This window comes from Salmonella sp. NW177 (assembly GCF_051811585.1).
GTDB lineage: Bacteria > Pseudomonadota > Gammaproteobacteria > Enterobacterales > Enterobacteriaceae > Salmonella > Salmonella enterica.
Window position 1 is genome coordinate 340834 of record NZ_JAMMZV010000003.1, and the last position, 17229, is coordinate 358062.

The 17229-nt window shown below is 55.2% G+C and carries 17 protein-coding genes; 4 read left to right on the plus strand and 13 right to left on the minus strand.

The window, feature by feature from the left end:
* The 9 genes from NA986_RS11940 to NA986_RS11980 all read right to left on the minus strand — a co-directional run bounded on the left by NA986_RS11940 (position 1) and on the right by NA986_RS11980 (position 6541).
* Complete coding sequence (locus NA986_RS11940; RefSeq protein ID WP_023216269.1) at positions 1–987, minus strand: SIS domain-containing protein; 987 nt, start codon at positions 985–987, stop codon at positions 1–3.
* 66 nt (positions 988–1053) lie between these two features.
* The gene (locus NA986_RS11945) at positions 1054–2097 is read right to left on the minus strand and encodes a glutamine--fructose-6-phosphate aminotransferase (RefSeq protein ID WP_077957194.1); all 1044 of its coding nucleotides are present in this window, start codon (positions 2095–2097) and stop codon (positions 1054–1056) included.
* A 32-nt stretch (positions 2098–2129) separates the two neighbouring features.
* Entirely contained in the window at positions 2130–2984 is an 855-nt protein-coding gene (locus NA986_RS11950; protein ID WP_000005802.1) for a PTS system mannose/fructose/sorbose family transporter subunit IID, read from the minus strand.
* Positions 2985–2986: 2 nt separating this feature from the next.
* Entirely contained in the window at positions 2987–3730 is a 744-nt protein-coding gene (locus tag NA986_RS11955) for a PTS mannose/fructose/sorbose/N-acetylgalactosamine transporter subunit IIC (protein WP_439039723.1), read from the minus strand.
* A gap of 14 nt (positions 3731–3744) precedes the next feature.
* Positions 3745–4215 (minus strand): PTS sugar transporter subunit IIB, encoded by a 471-nt coding sequence (locus NA986_RS11960; protein ID WP_000594175.1) that lies wholly within the window; start codon positions 4213–4215, stop codon positions 3745–3747.
* Positions 4193–4642, minus strand: coding sequence for a PTS sugar transporter subunit IIA (locus NA986_RS11965; protein ID WP_023216271.1), 450 nt, complete (start codon positions 4640–4642; stop codon positions 4193–4195). Before NA986_RS11965 ends, NA986_RS11960 begins: the two co-directional genes overlap by 23 nt.
* Before the next feature lie 199 nt (positions 4643–4841).
* Positions 4842–5495, minus strand: coding sequence for an oxygen-insensitive NAD(P)H nitroreductase (gene nfsB / locus NA986_RS11970; RefSeq protein WP_000355879.1), 654 nt, complete (start codon positions 5493–5495; stop codon positions 4842–4844).
* A gap of 96 nt (positions 5496–5591) precedes the next feature.
* Positions 5592–5960: an MmcQ/YjbR family DNA-binding protein gene (locus tag NA986_RS11975; protein ID WP_000348989.1), complete on the minus strand. Its 369-nt coding sequence runs from the start codon at positions 5958–5960 to the stop codon at positions 5592–5594.
* Positions 5960–6541, minus strand: coding sequence for a TetR/AcrR family transcriptional regulator (locus NA986_RS11980; RefSeq protein ID WP_000113609.1), 582 nt, complete (start codon positions 6539–6541; stop codon positions 5960–5962). The genes NA986_RS11975 and NA986_RS11980 overlap by 1 nt, the downstream gene beginning before the upstream one ends.
* Before the next feature lie 288 nt (positions 6542–6829).
* Here NA986_RS11980 and NA986_RS11985 point away from each other — a divergent pair, with 288 nt between their 5' ends.
* The gene (locus NA986_RS11985; RefSeq protein ID WP_000155631.1) at positions 6830–7171 is read left to right on the plus strand and encodes a RamA family antibiotic efflux transcriptional regulator; all 342 of its coding nucleotides are present in this window, start codon (positions 6830–6832) and stop codon (positions 7169–7171) included.
* 5 nt (positions 7172–7176) lie between these two features.
* Here the strand turns inward: NA986_RS11985 and NA986_RS11990 are convergent, their stop codons facing one another.
* The 4 genes from NA986_RS11990 to NA986_RS12005 all read right to left on the minus strand — a co-directional run bounded on the left by NA986_RS11990 (position 7177) and on the right by NA986_RS12005 (position 11628).
* Entirely contained in the window at positions 7177–7425 is a 249-nt protein-coding gene (locus NA986_RS11990; RefSeq protein ID WP_000682497.1) for a DUF1158 family protein, read from the minus strand.
* A gap of 66 nt (positions 7426–7491) precedes the next feature.
* Complete coding sequence (locus NA986_RS11995; RefSeq protein ID WP_001196918.1) at positions 7492–8610, minus strand: YbdK family carboxylate-amine ligase; 1119 nt, start codon at positions 8608–8610, stop codon at positions 7492–7494.
* An 11-nt stretch (positions 8611–8621) separates the two neighbouring features.
* On the minus strand, positions 8622–9326 hold the full coding sequence (entD, locus tag NA986_RS12000) for an enterobactin synthase subunit EntD (RefSeq protein ID WP_023216273.1): 705 nt from the start codon (positions 9324–9326) through the stop codon (positions 8622–8624).
* 46 nt (positions 9327–9372) lie between these two features.
* Positions 9373–11628 (minus strand): TonB-dependent siderophore receptor, encoded by a 2256-nt coding sequence (locus NA986_RS12005; RefSeq protein WP_070793904.1) that lies wholly within the window; start codon positions 11626–11628, stop codon positions 9373–9375.
* Between the two features lie 188 nt (positions 11629–11816).
* Here NA986_RS12005 and fes point away from each other — a divergent pair, with 188 nt between their 5' ends.
* The 3 genes from fes to entF are packed head-to-tail and all read left to right on the plus strand — an operon-like array spanning position 11817 to position 17161.
* Positions 11817–13031 carry an enterochelin esterase gene (gene fes / locus NA986_RS12010; protein ID WP_023215928.1) on the plus strand — a complete coding sequence of 405 codons (1215 nt, stop codon included), beginning with the start codon at positions 11817–11819 and terminating at the stop codon, positions 13029–13031.
* 30 nt (positions 13032–13061) lie between these two features.
* Complete coding sequence (locus NA986_RS12015; RefSeq protein ID WP_000396006.1) at positions 13062–13280, plus strand: MbtH family protein; 219 nt, start codon at positions 13062–13064, stop codon at positions 13278–13280.
* On the plus strand, positions 13277–17161 hold the full coding sequence (entF, locus tag NA986_RS12020; RefSeq protein ID WP_070793905.1) for an enterobactin non-ribosomal peptide synthetase EntF: 3885 nt from the start codon (positions 13277–13279) through the stop codon (positions 17159–17161). Before NA986_RS12015 ends, entF begins: the two co-directional genes overlap by 4 nt.
* Positions 17162–17229: the final 68 nt, after the last annotated feature.

The window sequence follows — 17229 nt, forward strand, 5'->3', positions numbered from 1 at the left end:
TTAATATTCAACTTTCCACATATACCGGCGGGTGGTCAGTGGGTGGTTACGGGCTGTCGCCAGAGCGAGGTTATAAACGTCCAGCACACAGTTGTGCAACAGACCGCAGAAGTATTCGCCAACGTCGGTGGGCAGATCCTGAATGCCGAGTTTATCCGTATCGATCAACTGCAGTTTTCCCTGATAGCGTTCAATAAAGCGAATCGCACGATCGTCCAGCGGGCGAGTGCGACCACTGCTTTGCAGCAATATAAACGGCGTGCCCGGCTCGGTGATTTCGAACGGTCCGTGGAAATACTCTCCGCTATGTATGCTGGCGGAGTTGATCCACTGCATTTCCAGCAGAATACAGATAGACTCTTGATGCGCGGCGCCGAAAGAGGGGCCGCTGCCCATCATATAGACCACCTTCTCATCCTTCCATTCGGCGGCGAAACGCTGAGCATCTTCTTGTACCTGCCGTTGGGCGCCGTGAACAACGTCGCTAAAGCGCCCAAACGCGCTGACTAACTCATCGTATTGCGCATAGCCCTCTGTTTGGGCGAGAATTTCCAGCGCCAGCCACAGGCTGTATGCGGCTTTTTGTTGTGCAGGGTCGACCGTTTCCGGATAACGCGCCCACTGATATTCAATGATGTAGTCGCTGTATTCGCACAACGGCGTGTCAGTTTGGTAAACCAGACCGATGGTCGCCGCTCCTTTTTCACGCGCCACGCGGGCGGCTGCGACGGTTTCCACCGTATTGCCCTGCTGCGAGGCGAGAATAACGACGCTATTTTTTCCTAATGCTTTTGGCGTGGCGTGGACAAATTCATTACTGGTGATATAACCGACAGCCAGTTTTGACGCTTCACAGTCCAGAAAGTATTTCCCTGGCCAGAAGCCGGTTAATGAACCGCCGCAGCCGACAAACCAGACACGTTCAATGTTTTGTTTACCTAAAATATCGCTAATAATACGGCGGGCATTTTCATGAGCAACAGACATATTTATCTCCTTAGCGTGTAGCGCGTCCTCCGCAACAGCGCGGATAATAACGAGCATTAATAAAAATTAAATTTCTTGCTTACTTTTCATTTTTTGATGGAATTGCGGATCTTTGGGTATCGCCGGATTAATGCCTTTTTGCGGGGGTAATATCGCGCATAGCATTTGTAGCGGAATGATATATTCAAAGACGGCAAAGTCCTCATCATTGACAAACGGGAAATTCAGATTCAGACCATTATTTTCTACCTGCGGGCCGATGCGGTAAATAGACGGCGTCCACTCACCGAGTATTTGCGCCAGCCGATCCTGACGCGCGTCAGGCTGCGGGTCGAGCATAATGAGTGCGGATTGCGCATTAAAGGCATTGTAAATACCGTGAATAAACTCCTCGAATTCGTAGCCCGACACCGGGCAGCGCAACGTCTCCAGCATCTTGAGCGCACCCTCCTGCACCGTACCGAACAGCGTTGCCGGGCCGGTCAGACGAATATCTGCGCTATCGCGCAGCGCCAGCGCATTGGTTTGCGCCCACGCCTGCGAGGCGGTAATCAGCGCGGGCAGGTGGTTAAAGGTCTTTTCCATCCGCAGCAGCAGTGACCGGCGCTGTTCGCCGTCCAGCCGCTGTTGCTGCCCGGCGACGGCGAGCGCCAGCAGCATCAAATTGAGAACCGTGCAGTGATAGCCTTTTGTTTTCGCGCCAGCGGTTTCTTCGCCGCAGGGAACGGTAAGGATATAATCCGCCGCCCGGTCGATAGTCGCAGGCGCCACGCCAGCCATTGAGGCGGTGATATGACCAACATTGCGGGCGCGCTCCATCGCCGCCAGCGTTGAGAGGCTGCCGCCGCCCTGGGAGATGCCGACAACCAGCGCCTTGCCGCTGCGGGCAAGCGTCTCGTCGTCAAGCATAAACGGCCAGCAGACATCCACCGGCAATGCGCACCAGCGCTGCATAAACGCGCGAGCGGTCAACGCGCCGTGGTATGACGTGCCGGAGCCTGTCAGCATAATGCGGGTGACGCCGCGTTCCGTTAGCGCCTGCGCCGCGCGCCAGAGATCTTCCCGCGTCTGCGTCAGCATCTCCAGCAGGCGAAGGGGAGTCTCGTTCATATAGTCTTCTACTTGCATAGTGTTACCTCTCGTCAAAGCAGGCCCAGCGCGCTGGCAAGAAGCCCAAACGCGACGGTGCCTAACAGGATCCAGTTAATGTTCACGCCCTTACGGATAAGTTTGTACATGCCAAGCGTGAAGAGCAGCGGCAGCAGGGAAGGGAGGATTTTGTCAATAAAATCCTGCACTTTCATGGTAGTCTGCCCGGCGGTAAAGCTCAGCGGGGTTGTAATGTCGATCATGCTGGCGGTCATGGCGCCGACGACCATCAACCCGACGATTGACGCGATATAAGTCACCCTGTCCATCAGCCCGCTTTGCCAGAGGCGCATCAGCCAGGTGGTCCCCGCCCGGTAGCCCAGTTTGAGGGCGTACCAGCGGCAGAGGATGTGCGGAATGTTATAGACCAGTAGAGCGAGAATCGGCCCCAGAATGCTGCCCTGCTGGGCAAAGTAGATCCCCATCCCGGCGGCGATAACTTTCAGCGATCCCCAAAAGATGGAATCGCCGATCCCGGCCAGCGGCCCCATCAGGCTGGTTTTAACGGCATTGATCGACTCTTCGTTAAAGTCCGGGTTGCGTTGATTTTCCTCCTCCATCGCAATCGACAGGCCAAAGACAAACGTTGACAGATGCGGCGTGGTATTAAACAGCACCAGATGGCGCTGTAAGGCGCGCCCCAGTTCGGCGGGGTCCTGGTAGATACGCTTTAGCGCTGGCGACATAGCGAAGGCATAGCCCATATGCTGCTGGCGTTCATAGTTCCACGATCCTTGCAACGTAAAGGAGCGCCAGAACACGCTGCGTAAATCGCGGGCGGTGATGCGGCTTTCGCTTTGCGAGTGAGCCTGTGCGTCGTCGATCAGGGTCTGCGTCACTTCACTCATGATTAGCCCTCCTGTTGGGATGTGTTAAGAAACTGGCTGATAATGAAAGCCAACACCACGGCAAACAGCGCGATGGCGATGATGTCCAGTTTGGTATATGCGGCGATCAGAAAGCCCAGCCCAAGGTAAGGTATTAATTTGCTGCTAAGCATCATGCTGATCAGCAACGCGAAACCCAGCGCCGGCAAAATCTTACTGGCGACAACCAGGCCATTGGTAATAAAGGCGGGAATGGCGTCGAGGAACCAGGTGACGGCGGCAGAACCGAGCAAAATGGCGAAAAAGACCGGCAGAAAACCGCTTAGAAAATAGAGCAGCGTTGGGCCTCCCAGGTGCATAACGGCAACCATCTGGGTATTACCCTGCGCCGCATAACGATCGGCCATGTGGCCAAAGCGGGCGTTAACCACGCGCACCAGGACGCCGAGGGTCTGCGCCAGCATAGAGATAGGAATCGCGATGGTCAGCGCCGCTTCGGGCCCGCGCCCGGACATAATAGAAAACGCGGTCGCCAGTACCGAACCGGTGACGACATCAGGCGGTACCGCGGCGCCGATAGCGACATTACCTAAAAAGATCAGTTCCAGCGTCGCGCCGATCAGAATGCCTTCGTGTAAATTGCCGCAGACCAGACCGGTGAGGGCGCACATCACCAGCGGACGGTCAATCATCGACACGCCGAGTAAACGCCCGTCAAGAATGCCCAGTGCGGCAATCAGGCCGAGCAGCGTTGCGGTGAGCAACATAGTGACCTCCGGGTTCAGAGTTTATCGTTAAGCAATTCGGCGGAATGGGCCGGAACCTGGCGCATTTCCAGACGGATGCCTTTGGCTTTTAGCGCCTGGCTATCGGCAATCTCCTGCTCGGTCAGGTATATGGCTTTGCCGAACTGCTGCGCGCCCTCTTTTTGCGCGATACCGCCGTAGTTGATAACGCTAATCCCTGGCACTTTCTCGGCGAAGGCGAGGGTTTCGGCGGTATTTCCCAGCACCACCATCACTTTTTTGTGATCCAGCTTGCCGCTGGCGAGTTTTTCCGCCGCCTGTTCCACCGTGATAATGTCCAGCGACACGCCAGCGGGTTTTGCCAGACTTAATGACATAGAGACAAACGCGTCGCCGGCGGCGTTGGCGTTAGCGACGATGATATGGTCGATATCCAGCGCCCGGGTCCAGGCGAAGACCACCTGGCCGTGCAGCAGGCGGTAATCAATGCGCACTAATTTGATCATGGGATTCTCCCTGTAGGTCAGAGGATGGTTGTGTTATTAGCGTGTTGATAAAGACAATGGATTCACGCGCCGCATTGGTGGCGTAGGTAATGGCCGCGTCTGTGCTTTCTTCTTCACAGAGTAAAAACTCCAGCAGCAGGGTCATGTTGACGCCAGCCACCACAAAAACGTGACGGTGACGCATCAGCACTTTCGCGGCGCTATTGTTGATGCTGCCGCCGAGCAGATCGGTAAACACCACCACTTCTTCGCCGTTGGCCTGCGCGATCAGATTTTCGAGGGTTTGTTCAAGCTGCTCCGTGGTGACAATATCGCCATCGTAGGCGCAAACCGGTGTCACGCCGTGTTCGTCGCCAATCAGCAGCGATAGACTGTTAATAAGTCCGCGGGCAAAAGGGCCATGGCTGGCTACATAAACATGTCTCACCCGTTTTCTCCTTCATCCAGATAGGGGGTATCCAGATATGGCAAACGGCGTGCCAGTTTTAAATATTATTTATTTTCAATAGGTTGAAAGAGAAAGTTAACACTAGCGATGTAAAACTTGGCACTTCGCGCTATTGATCATTGGGGAACCTGGCAGAAAGGTGAAAAAAGCCGGACGGGCGTCCGGCTTAGGCAGGGGATTAAACTTCCGTCAGTGTGGTTTCAAGCGGCAGACGTGATTTCGGCAGCCCGGCGTTGAAATCCTCGACGCTATGATGGCCGACCGGCACCACGACCAGACTGGTATAGCCTTTTTCTTTCAGACCAAATTCAGCGTCGAGCACCTCGGCGTCGAAACCTTCAATGGGGACGGCGTCGAGACCCATCGCGGCGACGCCCAGCAGAAAGTTGCCGACGTTCAGATAAACCTGTTTCGCCATCCACTGGTGGTCATCTTTCAGCGAGACGCGGTGCATATCGGCGAAAAAGCGGCGACCTTTATCATTTGCCGCTTTAGCTTCCGGCGTAGCGAAACGGCCATCAGCATCTTCCTGATCGACGACGCGCTCAAGCCATGCGTCATCCATTGCGGTTTTGGCGCAGAAGACCACCACATGGGAGGCGTCCAGCATTTTGCGTTCGTTGAACGTGTAGTTTCCGGCAGCGGATTTTGCTACGCGCGCTTTGCCTTCTTCCGTACTGGCGACAATAAAGTGCCACGGCTGGGAATTGGTGCTGGAGGGGCTGTACTGTAGTAGTGTTTTTATTTTATCCGCTTCTTCGGCGGTCAGTTTTTTGCTGGGATCGAACGCCTTAGTGGAGTAGCGCTGTAAGGCGACAGAAACGATATCCATAAATGCTCCTGGTTGGTTTAGTACCCTTTTGTATCAGCAGGGTACCGGGTTATCGGTAAAAAGATAAGGGAGGAAAATGCGGAAACGGTTATTGCATCAGCGCGGCCGCAGGCGCAGTTGCTCTCTTTTAGGCAGCCCGTCTACGACCAGATTCCATGAGTCATTTATCAAATCGTTGAGTAGCGAGACGGTGATATCCTCGCCCGCATAGACTGAAATCCAGTGTTTCTTATTCATGTGATAGCCAGGCGCAATGCTGGGGTAAATTTGTTGATTTACCAGGGATTTTTGGGGATCCGACTTCAGGTTCACTACTGGGCGACAGTGATGTTCAGTGAACAGCATGAATATTTTGCCGCCGACTTTAAACACATCGTACTGTGGGCCGAAAGGCCAGCAGTGTTCGGTAAAAGGCAGTTCCAGCGCAAAGCGTTTTGCACAGGCGTGCAGTGTTTGACCGTCCATTATTGCTCCTCGCGAGTCAGCGCGCGCCACATGGCTTCGAATCCCAGCGCAATATATTCGCCAGCGCGAGCGGGATCGCGCGCGGCGAAATCCATTGTTGTTTCAGCCAGCGCCAGAAAAAGGCCGTCGCCGAAGGCGCGGTACTCATCCGACATAAACACCATCAAAACGGAACGATGACATAAATCGCGCAATTCGGGGAACATATCGTCGGCCCGTTGTTCCGTCTCTTTGGTGAGCTTTTCGCTGACGGCCAGTTGACGGATCGCCCGATGGCGCGCGGGATGGTTCAGACCCCAACTGATGTAACTGTTCCAGATAAAACGAGTCATCATTTTGGCATCGGTAATGGATCGATCCAGCTCCATTATCATTGACTGGCAGAGATCCTGCTTTAAATGCAAATACAACGTGTTAATCAGCTCATCTTTGGTCGCGAAATAGCGAAACAATGTTCCTTCTGCAACACCTGCGTTACGCGCAATCACCGCCGTTGAGGCGGCGATACCGGATTGCGCTATCGCCTGGGTTGCCGCTTCCAGTAATGCTTGTTTTTTGTCTTCACTCTTCGGACGAGCCACTACACGTTACCCTTATGCCTGTAAAAACATGATTGAATCATGCCCGTTGTCGCGTCGCAACGGTGAATGTCAACCTTTGAAAAGTACCTTGACGGCGTATCTTTGCTTTTTATAATGAGTGCTTACTCACTCATAATCAAGGGCTGCCGCATGAAGTGGTAGAAAAGCATATTGCAGGCCATGCGATAAGCCGTCTCACAATTTATGTGGTTATTACTATGCTTATTGCTGTTGCCGTAAATGTGCGGTGCGGGAGCCGCTGACGAGTTTGATAGAGGGGAGAGCACGATGACCATTTCCGCTCAGGTTATCGACACGATTGTCGAGTGGATTGATGATAATTTGAATCAGCCGTTACGTATTGATGATATTGCCCGTCATGCGGGGTATTCCAAGTGGCACCTGCAGCGCCTTTTTATGCAGTACAAAGGGGAGAGTCTGGGGCGCTACGTGCGTGAACGGAAGCTAAAACTGGCGGCGCGCGACCTGCTCGACACCGACCAGAAGGTGTATGATATTTGTCTCAAGTATGGTTTTGATTCGCAGCAAACCTTTACGCGCATTTTTACCCGCACGTTCAACCTGCCGCCAGGCGCTTATCGTAAAGAAAAGCATGGCCGTACGCATTGAAATGTTTAATCGGCCAGCGAAAACCAGCGCCGCCAGATAAAGCGAATAACATAATATTCCAGCGCGCCGAGCAACAGAAACCATAAACAAAACAACAAAGTATAAAGCTGGTTGAGATCCATAAGATGAAAGATCCCGACCAGTTTTTGCGCCAGCGCAAGGCCGAGCGAAGGGGCGGGCAGCAGCAGGCTGGAGAGCAACGCCATCAGCAAAATACCGGCAGCGGTCATCAATGATTCAAGCGGGTGTTTCATGGCTTTGTTAAACGTAAGTTAAAACGCCATTGTCCGGGATATCGCCTGGTAAGGCAAATATGCTGTCTATTGTCCCGCCCAGATTTCACAATGTTTTTGTACCAGACCTATCAGCGATCCGCCGTCGGCAATAAACTCCCGCATATATTGCGCTTCGTTACCGCCTTTTTTCACCTGCAGACGTAGCGCGTCAATGGCGCTGTCTGCGCCCAGCTTGCGCGCAGAGGGGGTAACGTTGTCCAGCAGACGCAGCGTATCATCTGCCAGGCGACGGCGGTCGCCGGTATAGACATCGGTTAGCACGCCCTCCAGACCATAGCGGCAAGCCTGAAAACGGTTGAATTTATATAACAGATAGTCTTGTTCCTGCGGTTTAAAGGGACGCTCGGTCAGCAGCCAGTGCGCGGTCGCCTGAATCAACCCTGCCATATTGATGGCATGATCAAGGGTGAGCGGCGTATCCATCACCCGAACTTCTACCGTGCCAAAGGCCGGGCTGGGGCGGATATCCCAGTGCAAATCTTTGATGCTGTCGATCATCGTGGTGTAAGACAGACGGCGAAATAGTCCGGCAAACTCTTGCCAGTTACTGACCCACGGCATGGGACCGTTATCGGGAAAAGCGGAAAAAATATTCAGGCGCGCGCAGGCAAAACGGGTGTCAGATCCTTGCATATAGGGGGACGCGGCGGAGAGCGCAATAAAGTGCGGCACAAAATGCGACAGCCCGTGTAAAAGATAAATCGCATCGTCGCCGTTCGCGCAGCCGACGTGGACATGCTGACCGAAAACCGTCGCCTGTTGAATTAAATAGCCGAAATTTTCCAGCGTGCGTTGATAGCGCTCATTATCACAGACCTCCTGACGCTGCCATTTTTGAAAAGGGTGCGTACCGCCGCCGCAAATGCCAAGATGGTGTTCCGACGCCGCCTGTAAAATAACGTGCTGCATGGCAGAAAGTTGGGCCGCCGCCTGGTCAATATCGCGGCAGACGCCCGTGGCCATCTCCAGCATACTTTCGGTGATATCGTGCTTAATTTCTCCCGCAGTAAGTTGGGGCTTAACGGTGTCGATCAGCGTAGAAGAGTCCTGGCTTAAATCGTAGCCAGGTGGATTGATCACCTGCATCTCCAGCTCAATACCAAGCGTATAAGGTTCAGAAACGTGAAAATCATTCAGCGCCATAGCGATCTCATTTATCGGTGTATTGCGCTAAGTATAGAAGCGGGAGCGCTCCTGTCGTGGGGAAAGCGCGTTATTGCAGAAACAAGAGTAATAACGCTATTGCCACGTTGAAACCATTCTGTACGGACGGTACGTTCAGCCATCGTGGCGGCAAAGGCTGGCAGCAGATGTAACGAGATGTGCGTGGCGGTAAGCGAGGTAACTTTTGCGCTATTGAATCCCGGGAGCGTGACGCGGTCTGAAAAGGCTTTATAAACGCTCTCTTTGGCGGAGAAAGCCAGCGTCAGGGCAAGCGGAAAAGGGAGCGAGCTCGCCTGGAGAATTTGGCGCTCATCGCTATCAATAATGGACGGCGCCAGCTCTGTCGCCGTGTGCTGACTCATGATTTTTTCTATATCAATGCCGATACGCTGTCGGGATATGACGGCCAGCGCCGTTGTCGCACAGTGGCTGATGCTGCCAAATAGGCCGTCCGGCCATAGCGGCTGTCGCTTCTCGCCAATACCGGGCACTGTCCTGACGCCCACCTCGCGTAGCGCATGAACGGCGGCGATGCGGCCTGCCAGATGTTCAGCTTTACGCTTGCGTCCGGCAGACCGGAGCCGATCGTGATGAGGTAGCCATAGCAGGTCGTGTTCGTGAAAGCTACTCGCATCAAAGTCGACGATATGCAGCCTGCGTCCGGCAAAGGGAAGAGGAAAATGAGATGTCCGCATCGTTTTTTGCTAATTCCCTCCCCGAATGAGGGAGGGAAGGTTGCCATCAGAAATGGGTATTAATGCTCATATACCACGTACGTCCCGGTTCGTTATAGGTGTACGCGCCAGCACCCGCCATATAAGCGCCAGTTTGCGTATCCCTGACGGTTTGCGCGTTACCTTCACGCCACAGACGTTTGTCAAAGAGGTTATCCACGCCACCGGTCAGGCTGACATTTTTGGTCACGTCCCAGGTCGCGCTCAGGCCAACAATACTGTATGGGCTGACCGCTTGCTTATCTGTTCCGGTAACGGGGTTACCCTGATAATCATATTTCTTCGGCTCTTGTTTGCCGTACCAGGTGAAGGTCGATTGCAGAGAAACGTCCTGACGTACCTGCCAGCTCAGGGTTGAGTTAAGCGTGTACTGTGGAATAATCGACAGGCGTTCGCCGGTCTCTTTGTTTTTGCTCTGCAGCATATACGTAACGTTATTCGTCCAGTTGACGGTGTCGCTAACCGGTACGTTTAACGTGCCTTCCAGACCTTCAACGACCGCTTTCGGCACGTTCTCCCACTGATAAACATCCGTTTTGCCGTTGTTGATACGCTGCAACGGCACCGTACCCGCTTCAATCTTATTGCGGTAATCATTGCGGAACCAGGTGATGCCGGCCAGCCAGCCATCGCGTTTAAATTCCAGACCGATCTCTTTATTGATGCTGGTTTCGGCTTTCAGATCATCGTTACCCATCATATAGCAGCCGATGCCGGTACCCGCGCCAGTCGCGTAGCAACCCTGACCTTTGCTATACAAAATATAGTTTGGGTTAGTCTGGTACAGACTCGGGGCTTTATAAGCGCGGGCGATCCCCATTTTCAGGGTAAAGTCATCCCCCAGACCTTGTGACAGGTTCAGCGACGGGCTCCAGTTATCCCCCACAATACTGTGATGATCGAAACGTAGCCCCGGCGTCAGCATGGTGCTGTCGGTCAGTTCCATGTTGTTTTCAGCAAACAGAGAGAAAATTTCCGCTTTTGAATAGGGGCTACGATTGGTACTGCTGTAACCCGGGATATTTCCCCCCATAAAGGTTTGCGAGTTGGAGAGCTCGTCTTTCATACGCTGTTGGGCCCATTCGGTACCCAGCGTCAGGTTTTGATTGACCAGCAGATCGAAAGGAAGGCTCACTTCGCTGTGTAGGGTGACGTCATTCAAATCGGCATCGGCATATTTTTGCGATGCTTTGGGATCGAAAATTCCTTCGGTGCCGCCTGCCAGGCCTTCCGGCATCCGGGAGTTACGGGTATGTTCGTATTGCACCCAGTTACTGATGGTTACGCCATTATTCCAGCCGCCGTTCCAGGTCAGAGAGTAGTTCTGCCGATAGAGGCGGTTCGTCTCTTTTCCGTAATTATCTTTCACCAGTTGGTTCGTATTGGTGTTCTGAGTATCACCGGCATAGAGGTTGCCCTGGCGACTGTAACCGGCCTCCAGCTCCAGAGACTGAAGCGGAGCAAAATCCCAACGAACCACGCCGTTGATATCTTTGTTAATGACCCCCTCGCGTCCTGCCGGTAGCGTGTCGGCGTAACTCCCGGTACGTTCAGACTGATGCCCCTGGTTAATATTACGCGCATCCGCCTGCGTTTTGTCGAGGTTGCCATACAGACGGAAGCTGAAATCCCCGCCCAGCGGGCCGTTCAGGCTAAAGTTAGTGCGTTTGGTCGCACCTTCGTCTTTATGTTCCGGCGCGTTGAAATAGGTATTCCAGGAACCGTGCCACTCGCTACCGCCTTTTTTGGTAATGATATTGACCACGCCACCCGCCGCGCCGTTACCGTAGCGTGCGGCGGCAGGGCCACGCAGCACTTCAATGCGTTCGATCATCTCCGGCGGCACCCACGCGGTATCGCCGCGGGTATCGCGTTCGCCGCGCCAGCCCAGGCGCACCGAGTTACGGCTGGTGACGGGTTTACCGTCTATCAGGATAAGGGTGTTTTCCGGCCCCATGCCGCGAATATCGATTTGGCGATTATTCCCGCGCTGACCGCTGGTGGAGTTGCCGGTCAGGTTCACGCCCGGCATGGTGCGGATGATTTCTGACACGTCGCGCGCGGGCGGATTTTTGCGGATCTCATCGGCGGTGATGGTGGATACGCCTGGCGCCTGTAGGTTTTGCTGGGCAGCGGTCACCACGATGGTGTCTTCATTGGTGAGCGCAGCGCTATCGGTTTTGTCTTCCGCCATCACGGGCAGAGCGGCCCCGTAAATCCCTAAATTGACCAGTAAGGTCAGGGAATGAATCTTCTTGTTCATTGTATATCCTGCTTTTCTTTAGCCACATAAGCCAAAGCGCCCGTCAAAGGCATTGGCCGGGTGGTGAAATTGTGTTCGCGCGTCCCATAGCGCGACAATACGCTATTGCAAATGCAAATAGTTATCAATAATATTATCAATATATTTCACCTTTTATATACAAAATTCATAATAAACACAGGGTTATAATGAAAGAGGCGCTGGCAACGGGAAGTGAGGCCTGGTGGAGGACGAAAACCGGGCCGGAATGGATACGGGAAAAAGACGGAAATTATCGGGTCACTTTTTGGTGGCGCGACCCGCAGGGAAACGAAACACACTCCCCGATACGGCGTGTCTGGGTCTACATCACTGGCGTAACCGATCATCATCAAAACGCGCAGCCTCAGACGATGGCGCGTATTGCCGGAACGGATGTCTGGCGCTGGAGCACGGCGCTTAGCGCTAACTGGCGCGGCAGCTACTGTTTTATTCCTACCGAGCGAGATGACGTTTTTGCCGCTTTTGCGCCGGGCGAAACGCCCGATCGGAACGCGCTGCGTGAAGGCTGGCGACAGCTATTACCGCAGGCGATTGCCGACCCGCTTAATTCGCAAAGCTGGCGGGGAGGACGTGGTCATGCGGTTTCAGCGCTGGAAATGCCGGATGCGCCCCTTCAGCCGGGATGGGATCGTCCTGAAACGCCGTACTCGCCGCCTTTGATGATGCAGTGGCATAGCGAACGTCTGGGTAACTCCCGCCGCGTATGGATATTGACGACCGGAGACGAGGCGCCGGAGGAAAGACCGTTGGCTATTCTGCTGGACGGTCAATTCTGGGCAGAAAATATGCCCGTCTGGCCCGCGCTCGCCTCGCTGACTCATCAACGCCTGCTTCCCGGTGCCGTCTACCTGCTGATTGACGCGATTGATACTCACCACCGCAGCCAGGAGTTGCCCTGCAATGCCGACTTCTGGCTGGCGGTGCAGCAGGAACTGTTGCCGCAAGTCAGAGCCGTGACGCCTTTTAGCGATGATGCCGGGCGAACGGTGGTCGCCGGACAGAGTTTTGGCGGCCTGTCGGCGCTGTATGCCGGCCTGAACTGGCCGACGCGTTTTGGCTGTGTACTAAGCCAGTCAGGATCGTTCTGGTGGCCTCATCGCATCACCCCGCCGGAGGGGGAAGTCATTACCCGGCTGAAAACCGGCGCATTATGCGCGCGCGGACTGCGTATCGTACTGGAAGCCGGCGTGCGTGAGCCGATCGTGTTTCAGGCAAATCAGGCGCTTTATGCCCAACTGAACACCTCGCAGCAGTCCATTTTCTGGCGTCAGGTTGACGGCGGACACGATGCGCTTTGCTGGCGCGGCGGGCTAACGCAAGGGCTGATGCTGCTTTGGCAGCCGCTTATCGACACGCTTTAACCGGGCACATGTCCATGACAGGAGTTGAGTATGGAGTTCAGTAATCCCTTCGATAATCCGCAGGGACAGTTTTACATCCTGCAAAATGCGCAGCGTCAATTCAGCCTTTGGCCAGCGGCATGTGCGCTTCCCGCAGGCTGGGACGTGGTATGCGAACCGCAATCGCAGGACGCGTGCCAGCAGTGGCTTAATACGCGCTGGACAACACTGAATCCGGCGCATTATGCCGATAAGCAGGAGGCGAAATGACGCAGCGTTTACCGTTAGTCGCCGCTCAGCCGGGGATCTGGATGGCGGAAAAACTCTCTGATTTACCCTCCGCCTGGAGCGTGGCGCACTACGTGGAACTGAATGGCGAGCTGGATGCCCCCTTGCTGGCAAAAGCGGTAGCGGTAGGGATGCAACAGGCGGATACGCTACGGATGCGTTTTACCGAAGAGAACGGCGAGGTCTGGCAATGGATAGATCCTGAGCACACCTTCAGCGAGCCCCCGATTGCCGATTTACGCGACCATCCCGATCCGCATCACGCGGCGCTGGCGTTAATGCAGGCGGATTTACGGCAAAACCTGCGCGCAGATAGCGGTAAGCCGCTGGCGTTTCACCAGTTAATCCGCATTGATGATACCCGCTGGTATTGGTATCAGCGCTATCACCATTTGCTGGTGGATGGCTTTAGCTTCCCGGCGATAACCCGCCAGATTGCGGCGATTTATCGCGCCTGGCAGAGCGACGCCCCTACGCCGGAGTCGCCTTTTACCCCCTTTGCGGATGTGGTCGAGGAATATCAGCGCTATCACCAGAGCGAGGCCTGGCAGCGTGACGGCGCCTTCTGGGCGCAGCAGCGCCGCGAGCTGCCGCCGCCAGCGTCAATTTCTGCCGCGCCGTTGCCGGGGCGGTCGGCGAGCGCGGATGTTCTGCGTATGAAATTGAGCGCGCCGGCGGGGGCGTTTCGCCAACTGGCGGCGCACATGCCTGAGATACCGCGAGCGGATCTTGCCCTGGCGCTGGTGACGTTGTGGCTGGGACGATTATGCGGGCGAATGGATTATGCCGCCGGATTTATCTTTATGCGGCGGATGGGCTCAGCGGCGTTAACGGCGACCGGGCCTGTCCTTAACGTGTTGCCGCTGGCGGTTAACCTTTATGCGACGGAAGATCTGCCAACGCTGGCGAAGCGTCTTGCGGCGCAGTTAAAGAAGATGCGCCGCCACCAGCGTTACGACGCCGAACAGATTGTACGCGATAGCGGGCGAGCCGCAGGGGAGACGCCGCTATTTGGCCCGGTGCTTAACATAAAAATGTTTGATTATTATCTGGATCTTCCTGGCATACAGGCGCAAACCCATACCCTGGCGACGGGGCCGGTTAACGATCTTGAACTGGCGCTTTTTCCGGATGAAAACGGCGGTCTGGATATTGAATTGCTGGCGAATGCACAGCGTTACGATGATGCCACGCTCTCCCGCCATGCCTTACGATTGATGGCGCTTATCACGCAGTTTGCGGATAACCCGGCGCTGCGCTGCGGCGATGCGCAAATGCTGCTGGCGGAAGAACAAACGCAATTAGCACACCTTAATAATACGGCGGTAACGATTCCCGCCGCCACGCTTAGCGATTTGGTGGCGCAGCAGGCGCAAAAAACGCCAGAGGCTTCCGCGTTGGCAGATGCGCATTATCACTTTACCTACCGTGAAATGCGCGAACAGGTTGTGGCGCTGGCGTATGCGCTGCGGGAACGCGGCGTTCAGCCTGGCGATAGCGTGGCGGTGGCGTTGCCACGGTCGGTTTTTCTGACCTTAGCGCTGCATGGCATTGTCGAGGCGGGCGCCGCCTGGCTGCCGCTGGATACCGGTTATCCTGACGATCGGCTGCGAATGATGCTGGAAGATGCGCAGCCGAAACTGTTAATTACGACTCAGGCGCAGCTGGCGCGCTTTCACGATATTCCGGGGATGGAATATTTGTGTTATAGCCAACCGCTACCGGTCAGTGACGCCACTCCGCTGGGGCTGTCGTTACCGCATCATACCGCTTACATCATTTTCACCTCTGGCTCGACGGGTAGGCCGAAAGGAGTGATGGTGGGACAAACGGCGATAGTCAACCGGCTGCTGTGGATGCAGGATCACTATCCGTTGACGGCGGATGATGTAGTAGCGCAAAAAACGCCGTGCAGTTTTGACGTCTCAGTATGGGAGTTTTTCTGGCCGTTTATCGCCGGGGCGAAACTGGTGATGGCTGAACCGGAAGCGCACCGCGACCCGCTCGCGATGCAACGGTTCTTTGCGCAATACGGCGTCACGACCACTCATTTTGTGCCGTCGATGCTGGCGGCCTTTATTGCCTCGCTCACGCCAGCGTCGGCTGGGAAAAGCTGCGCTTCCTTAAAGCGCGTTTTCTGTAGCGGCGAGGCCCTGCCGACGGCGCTGTGCCGCGAATGGGAGACGTTAACCAACGCGCCGCTACACAATCTATACGGGCCAACGGAGGCCGCGGTGGATGTGAGCTGGTATCCGGCCTGTGGCGATGAGCTGGCGGCTGTTGACGGCAACAGTATCCCGATTGGTTATCCCGTCTGGAATACCGGTTTACGTATTCTCGATGCGCATATGCAGCCGGTGCCGCCGGGCGTGGCTGGCGATCTCTATCTTACCGGTATCCAACTGGCGCAGGGCTATCTGGGGCGTCCGGATCTTACCGCCAGCCGTTTTATCGCCGATCCTTTTGCGCCAGGCGAACGGATGTACCGTACCGGAGATGTGGCGCGCTGGCTGGATTCCGGCGCGGTGGAGTACCTGGGGCGCAGCGACGATCAGCTCAAAATTCGGGGGCAACGTATTGAACTGGGCGAGATTGACCGCGTCATGCAAACGCTGCCGGATGTTGAACAGGCGGTAGCACATGCCTGCGTCTTTAATCAGGCGGCGGCGACGGGCGGGGATGCCCGGCAACTGGTCGGCTATCTGGTGTCGCACTCCGGTTTGCCGCTGGATTTACCGGCGCTGCAGGAAAAATTACGCCAAAAACTTCCCGCGCATATGGTGCCAGTTGTGCTGTTGCAACTTGCCAGCTTGCCGCTTAGCGCTAATGGCAAGCTGGATCGTAAAGCCCTGCCGCTGCCGGACCTGACGCCGCGCGTGAAAGGGCGTGCGCCGCAGTCCGCAACGGAGATTGCTGTCGCCGCGGCGTTTTCCCGCCTGCTGGGCTGTGAGATTAACGACGTTGAAAGTGATTTCTTTGCGCTGGGCGGACATTCGCTGCTGGCGATGAAACTGGCCGCGCAGCTAAGTCAGACGTTTAACCGCCAGGTGACGCCGGGGCAGGTGATGGTGGCGTCTGACGTGGCGCAGTTAAGTAAGCTGCTCGATACTGACGATGACGAACGCTCGCGCAATCTGGGGTTCGGGCCGCTGTTGCCGCTGCGTGAAAGCGATGGTCCAACGTTATTTTGTTTCCATCCGGCGTCGGGGTTCGCCTGGCAATTTAGCGTATTATCACGCTATCTCAGCCCGTCGTGGTCGATTATGGGGATTCAGTCGCCGCGCCCCGCTGGCCCTATGCAAACCGCAACCACCCTTGATGAGGTATGTGAACATCATCTGGCGACATTGCTCGCCCGGCAGCCGCATGGCCCTTATTATTTATTAGGCTATTCGCTGGGCGGGACGCTGGCGCAAGGGATCGCCGCCCGGTTGCGCGCACGCGGCGAAACGGTGGCGTTTTTGGGGTTACTGGACACCTGGCCGCCGGAAACGCAAAACTGGCGGGAAAAAGAGGCGAATGGCCTCAATCCGGACGTATTGGCGGAAATTGAACGTGAACGCGCTGCGTTTGTCGCCGCGCAGGAGGGAAATGCCTCCGACGCCTTATTTACCGCCATTGAAGGCAATTATGCGGATGCCGTCCGATTGCTGACGACGGCGCATAGCGTACCGTTTGATGGACATGCTACGCTCTTTGTGGCGGATAAAACGGTGCCGGAAGGCGTATCGCCTGAACAGAGCTGGTCGCCGTGGATAGCGTCTTTGGCTATTTATCGCCAGTCGTGCGCGCATGTAGATATTATTTCTCCCTCCGCTTTTGAAACTATCGGGCCCATCATCAGCGAACTTATTAATAAATAACGGGCGTTGTTTCTGCCTTTAACAAATTAAATCCTGAAACCCATAATAATTACTAATTATTATGGGTT

What these genes read in the sequence shown, in the direction of transcription:
- NA986_RS11945 (WP_077957194.1), bottom strand. Translation starts at nt 2,097, where the DNA reads ATGAACGAGACTCCCCTTCGCCTGCTGGAGATGCTGACGCAGACGCGG.
- NA986_RS12015 (WP_000396006.1), top strand. Translation starts at nt 13,062, where the DNA reads ATGGAGTTCAGTAATCCCTTCGATAATCCGCAGGGACAGTTTTACATC.
- NA986_RS11975 (WP_000348989.1), bottom strand. Translation starts at nt 5,960, where the DNA reads ATGGACGGTCAAACACTGCACGCCTGTGCAAAACGCTTTGCGCTGGAA.
- nfsB (WP_000355879.1), bottom strand. Translation starts at nt 5,495, where the DNA reads ATGGATATCGTTTCTGTCGCCTTACAGCGCTACTCCACTAAGGCGTTC.
- fes (WP_023215928.1), top strand. Translation starts at nt 11,817, where the DNA reads ATGAAAGAGGCGCTGGCAACGGGAAGTGAGGCCTGGTGGAGGACGAAA.
- NA986_RS11960 (WP_000594175.1), bottom strand. Translation starts at nt 4,215, where the DNA reads ATGATCAAATTAGTGCGCATTGATTACCGCCTGCTGCACGGCCAGGTG.
- NA986_RS11940 (WP_023216269.1), bottom strand. Translation starts at nt 987, where the DNA reads ATGTCTGTTGCTCATGAAAATGCCCGCCGTATTATTAGCGATATTTTA.
- NA986_RS11995 (WP_001196918.1), bottom strand. Translation starts at nt 8,610, where the DNA reads ATGGCGCTGAATGATTTTCACGTTTCTGAACCTTATACGCTTGGTATT.
- NA986_RS12005 (WP_070793904.1), bottom strand. Translation starts at nt 11,628, where the DNA reads ATGAACAAGAAGATTCATTCCCTGACCTTACTGGTCAATTTAGGGATT.
- NA986_RS11990 (WP_000682497.1), bottom strand. Translation starts at nt 7,425, where the DNA reads ATGAAACACCCGCTTGAATCATTGATGACCGCTGCCGGTATTTTGCTG.
- entD (WP_023216273.1), bottom strand. Translation starts at nt 9,326, where the DNA reads ATGCGGACATCTCATTTTCCTCTTCCCTTTGCCGGACGCAGGCTGCAT.
- entF (WP_070793905.1), top strand. Translation starts at nt 13,277, where the DNA reads ATGACGCAGCGTTTACCGTTAGTCGCCGCTCAGCCGGGGATCTGGATG.
- NA986_RS11955 (WP_439039723.1), bottom strand. Translation starts at nt 3,730, where the DNA reads ATGTTGCTCACCGCAACGCTGCTCGGCCTGATTGCCGCACTGGGCATT.
- NA986_RS11985 (WP_000155631.1), top strand. Translation starts at nt 6,830, where the DNA reads ATGACCATTTCCGCTCAGGTTATCGACACGATTGTCGAGTGGATTGAT.
- NA986_RS11950 (WP_000005802.1), bottom strand. Translation starts at nt 2,984, where the DNA reads ATGAGTGAAGTGACGCAGACCCTGATCGACGACGCACAGGCTCACTCG.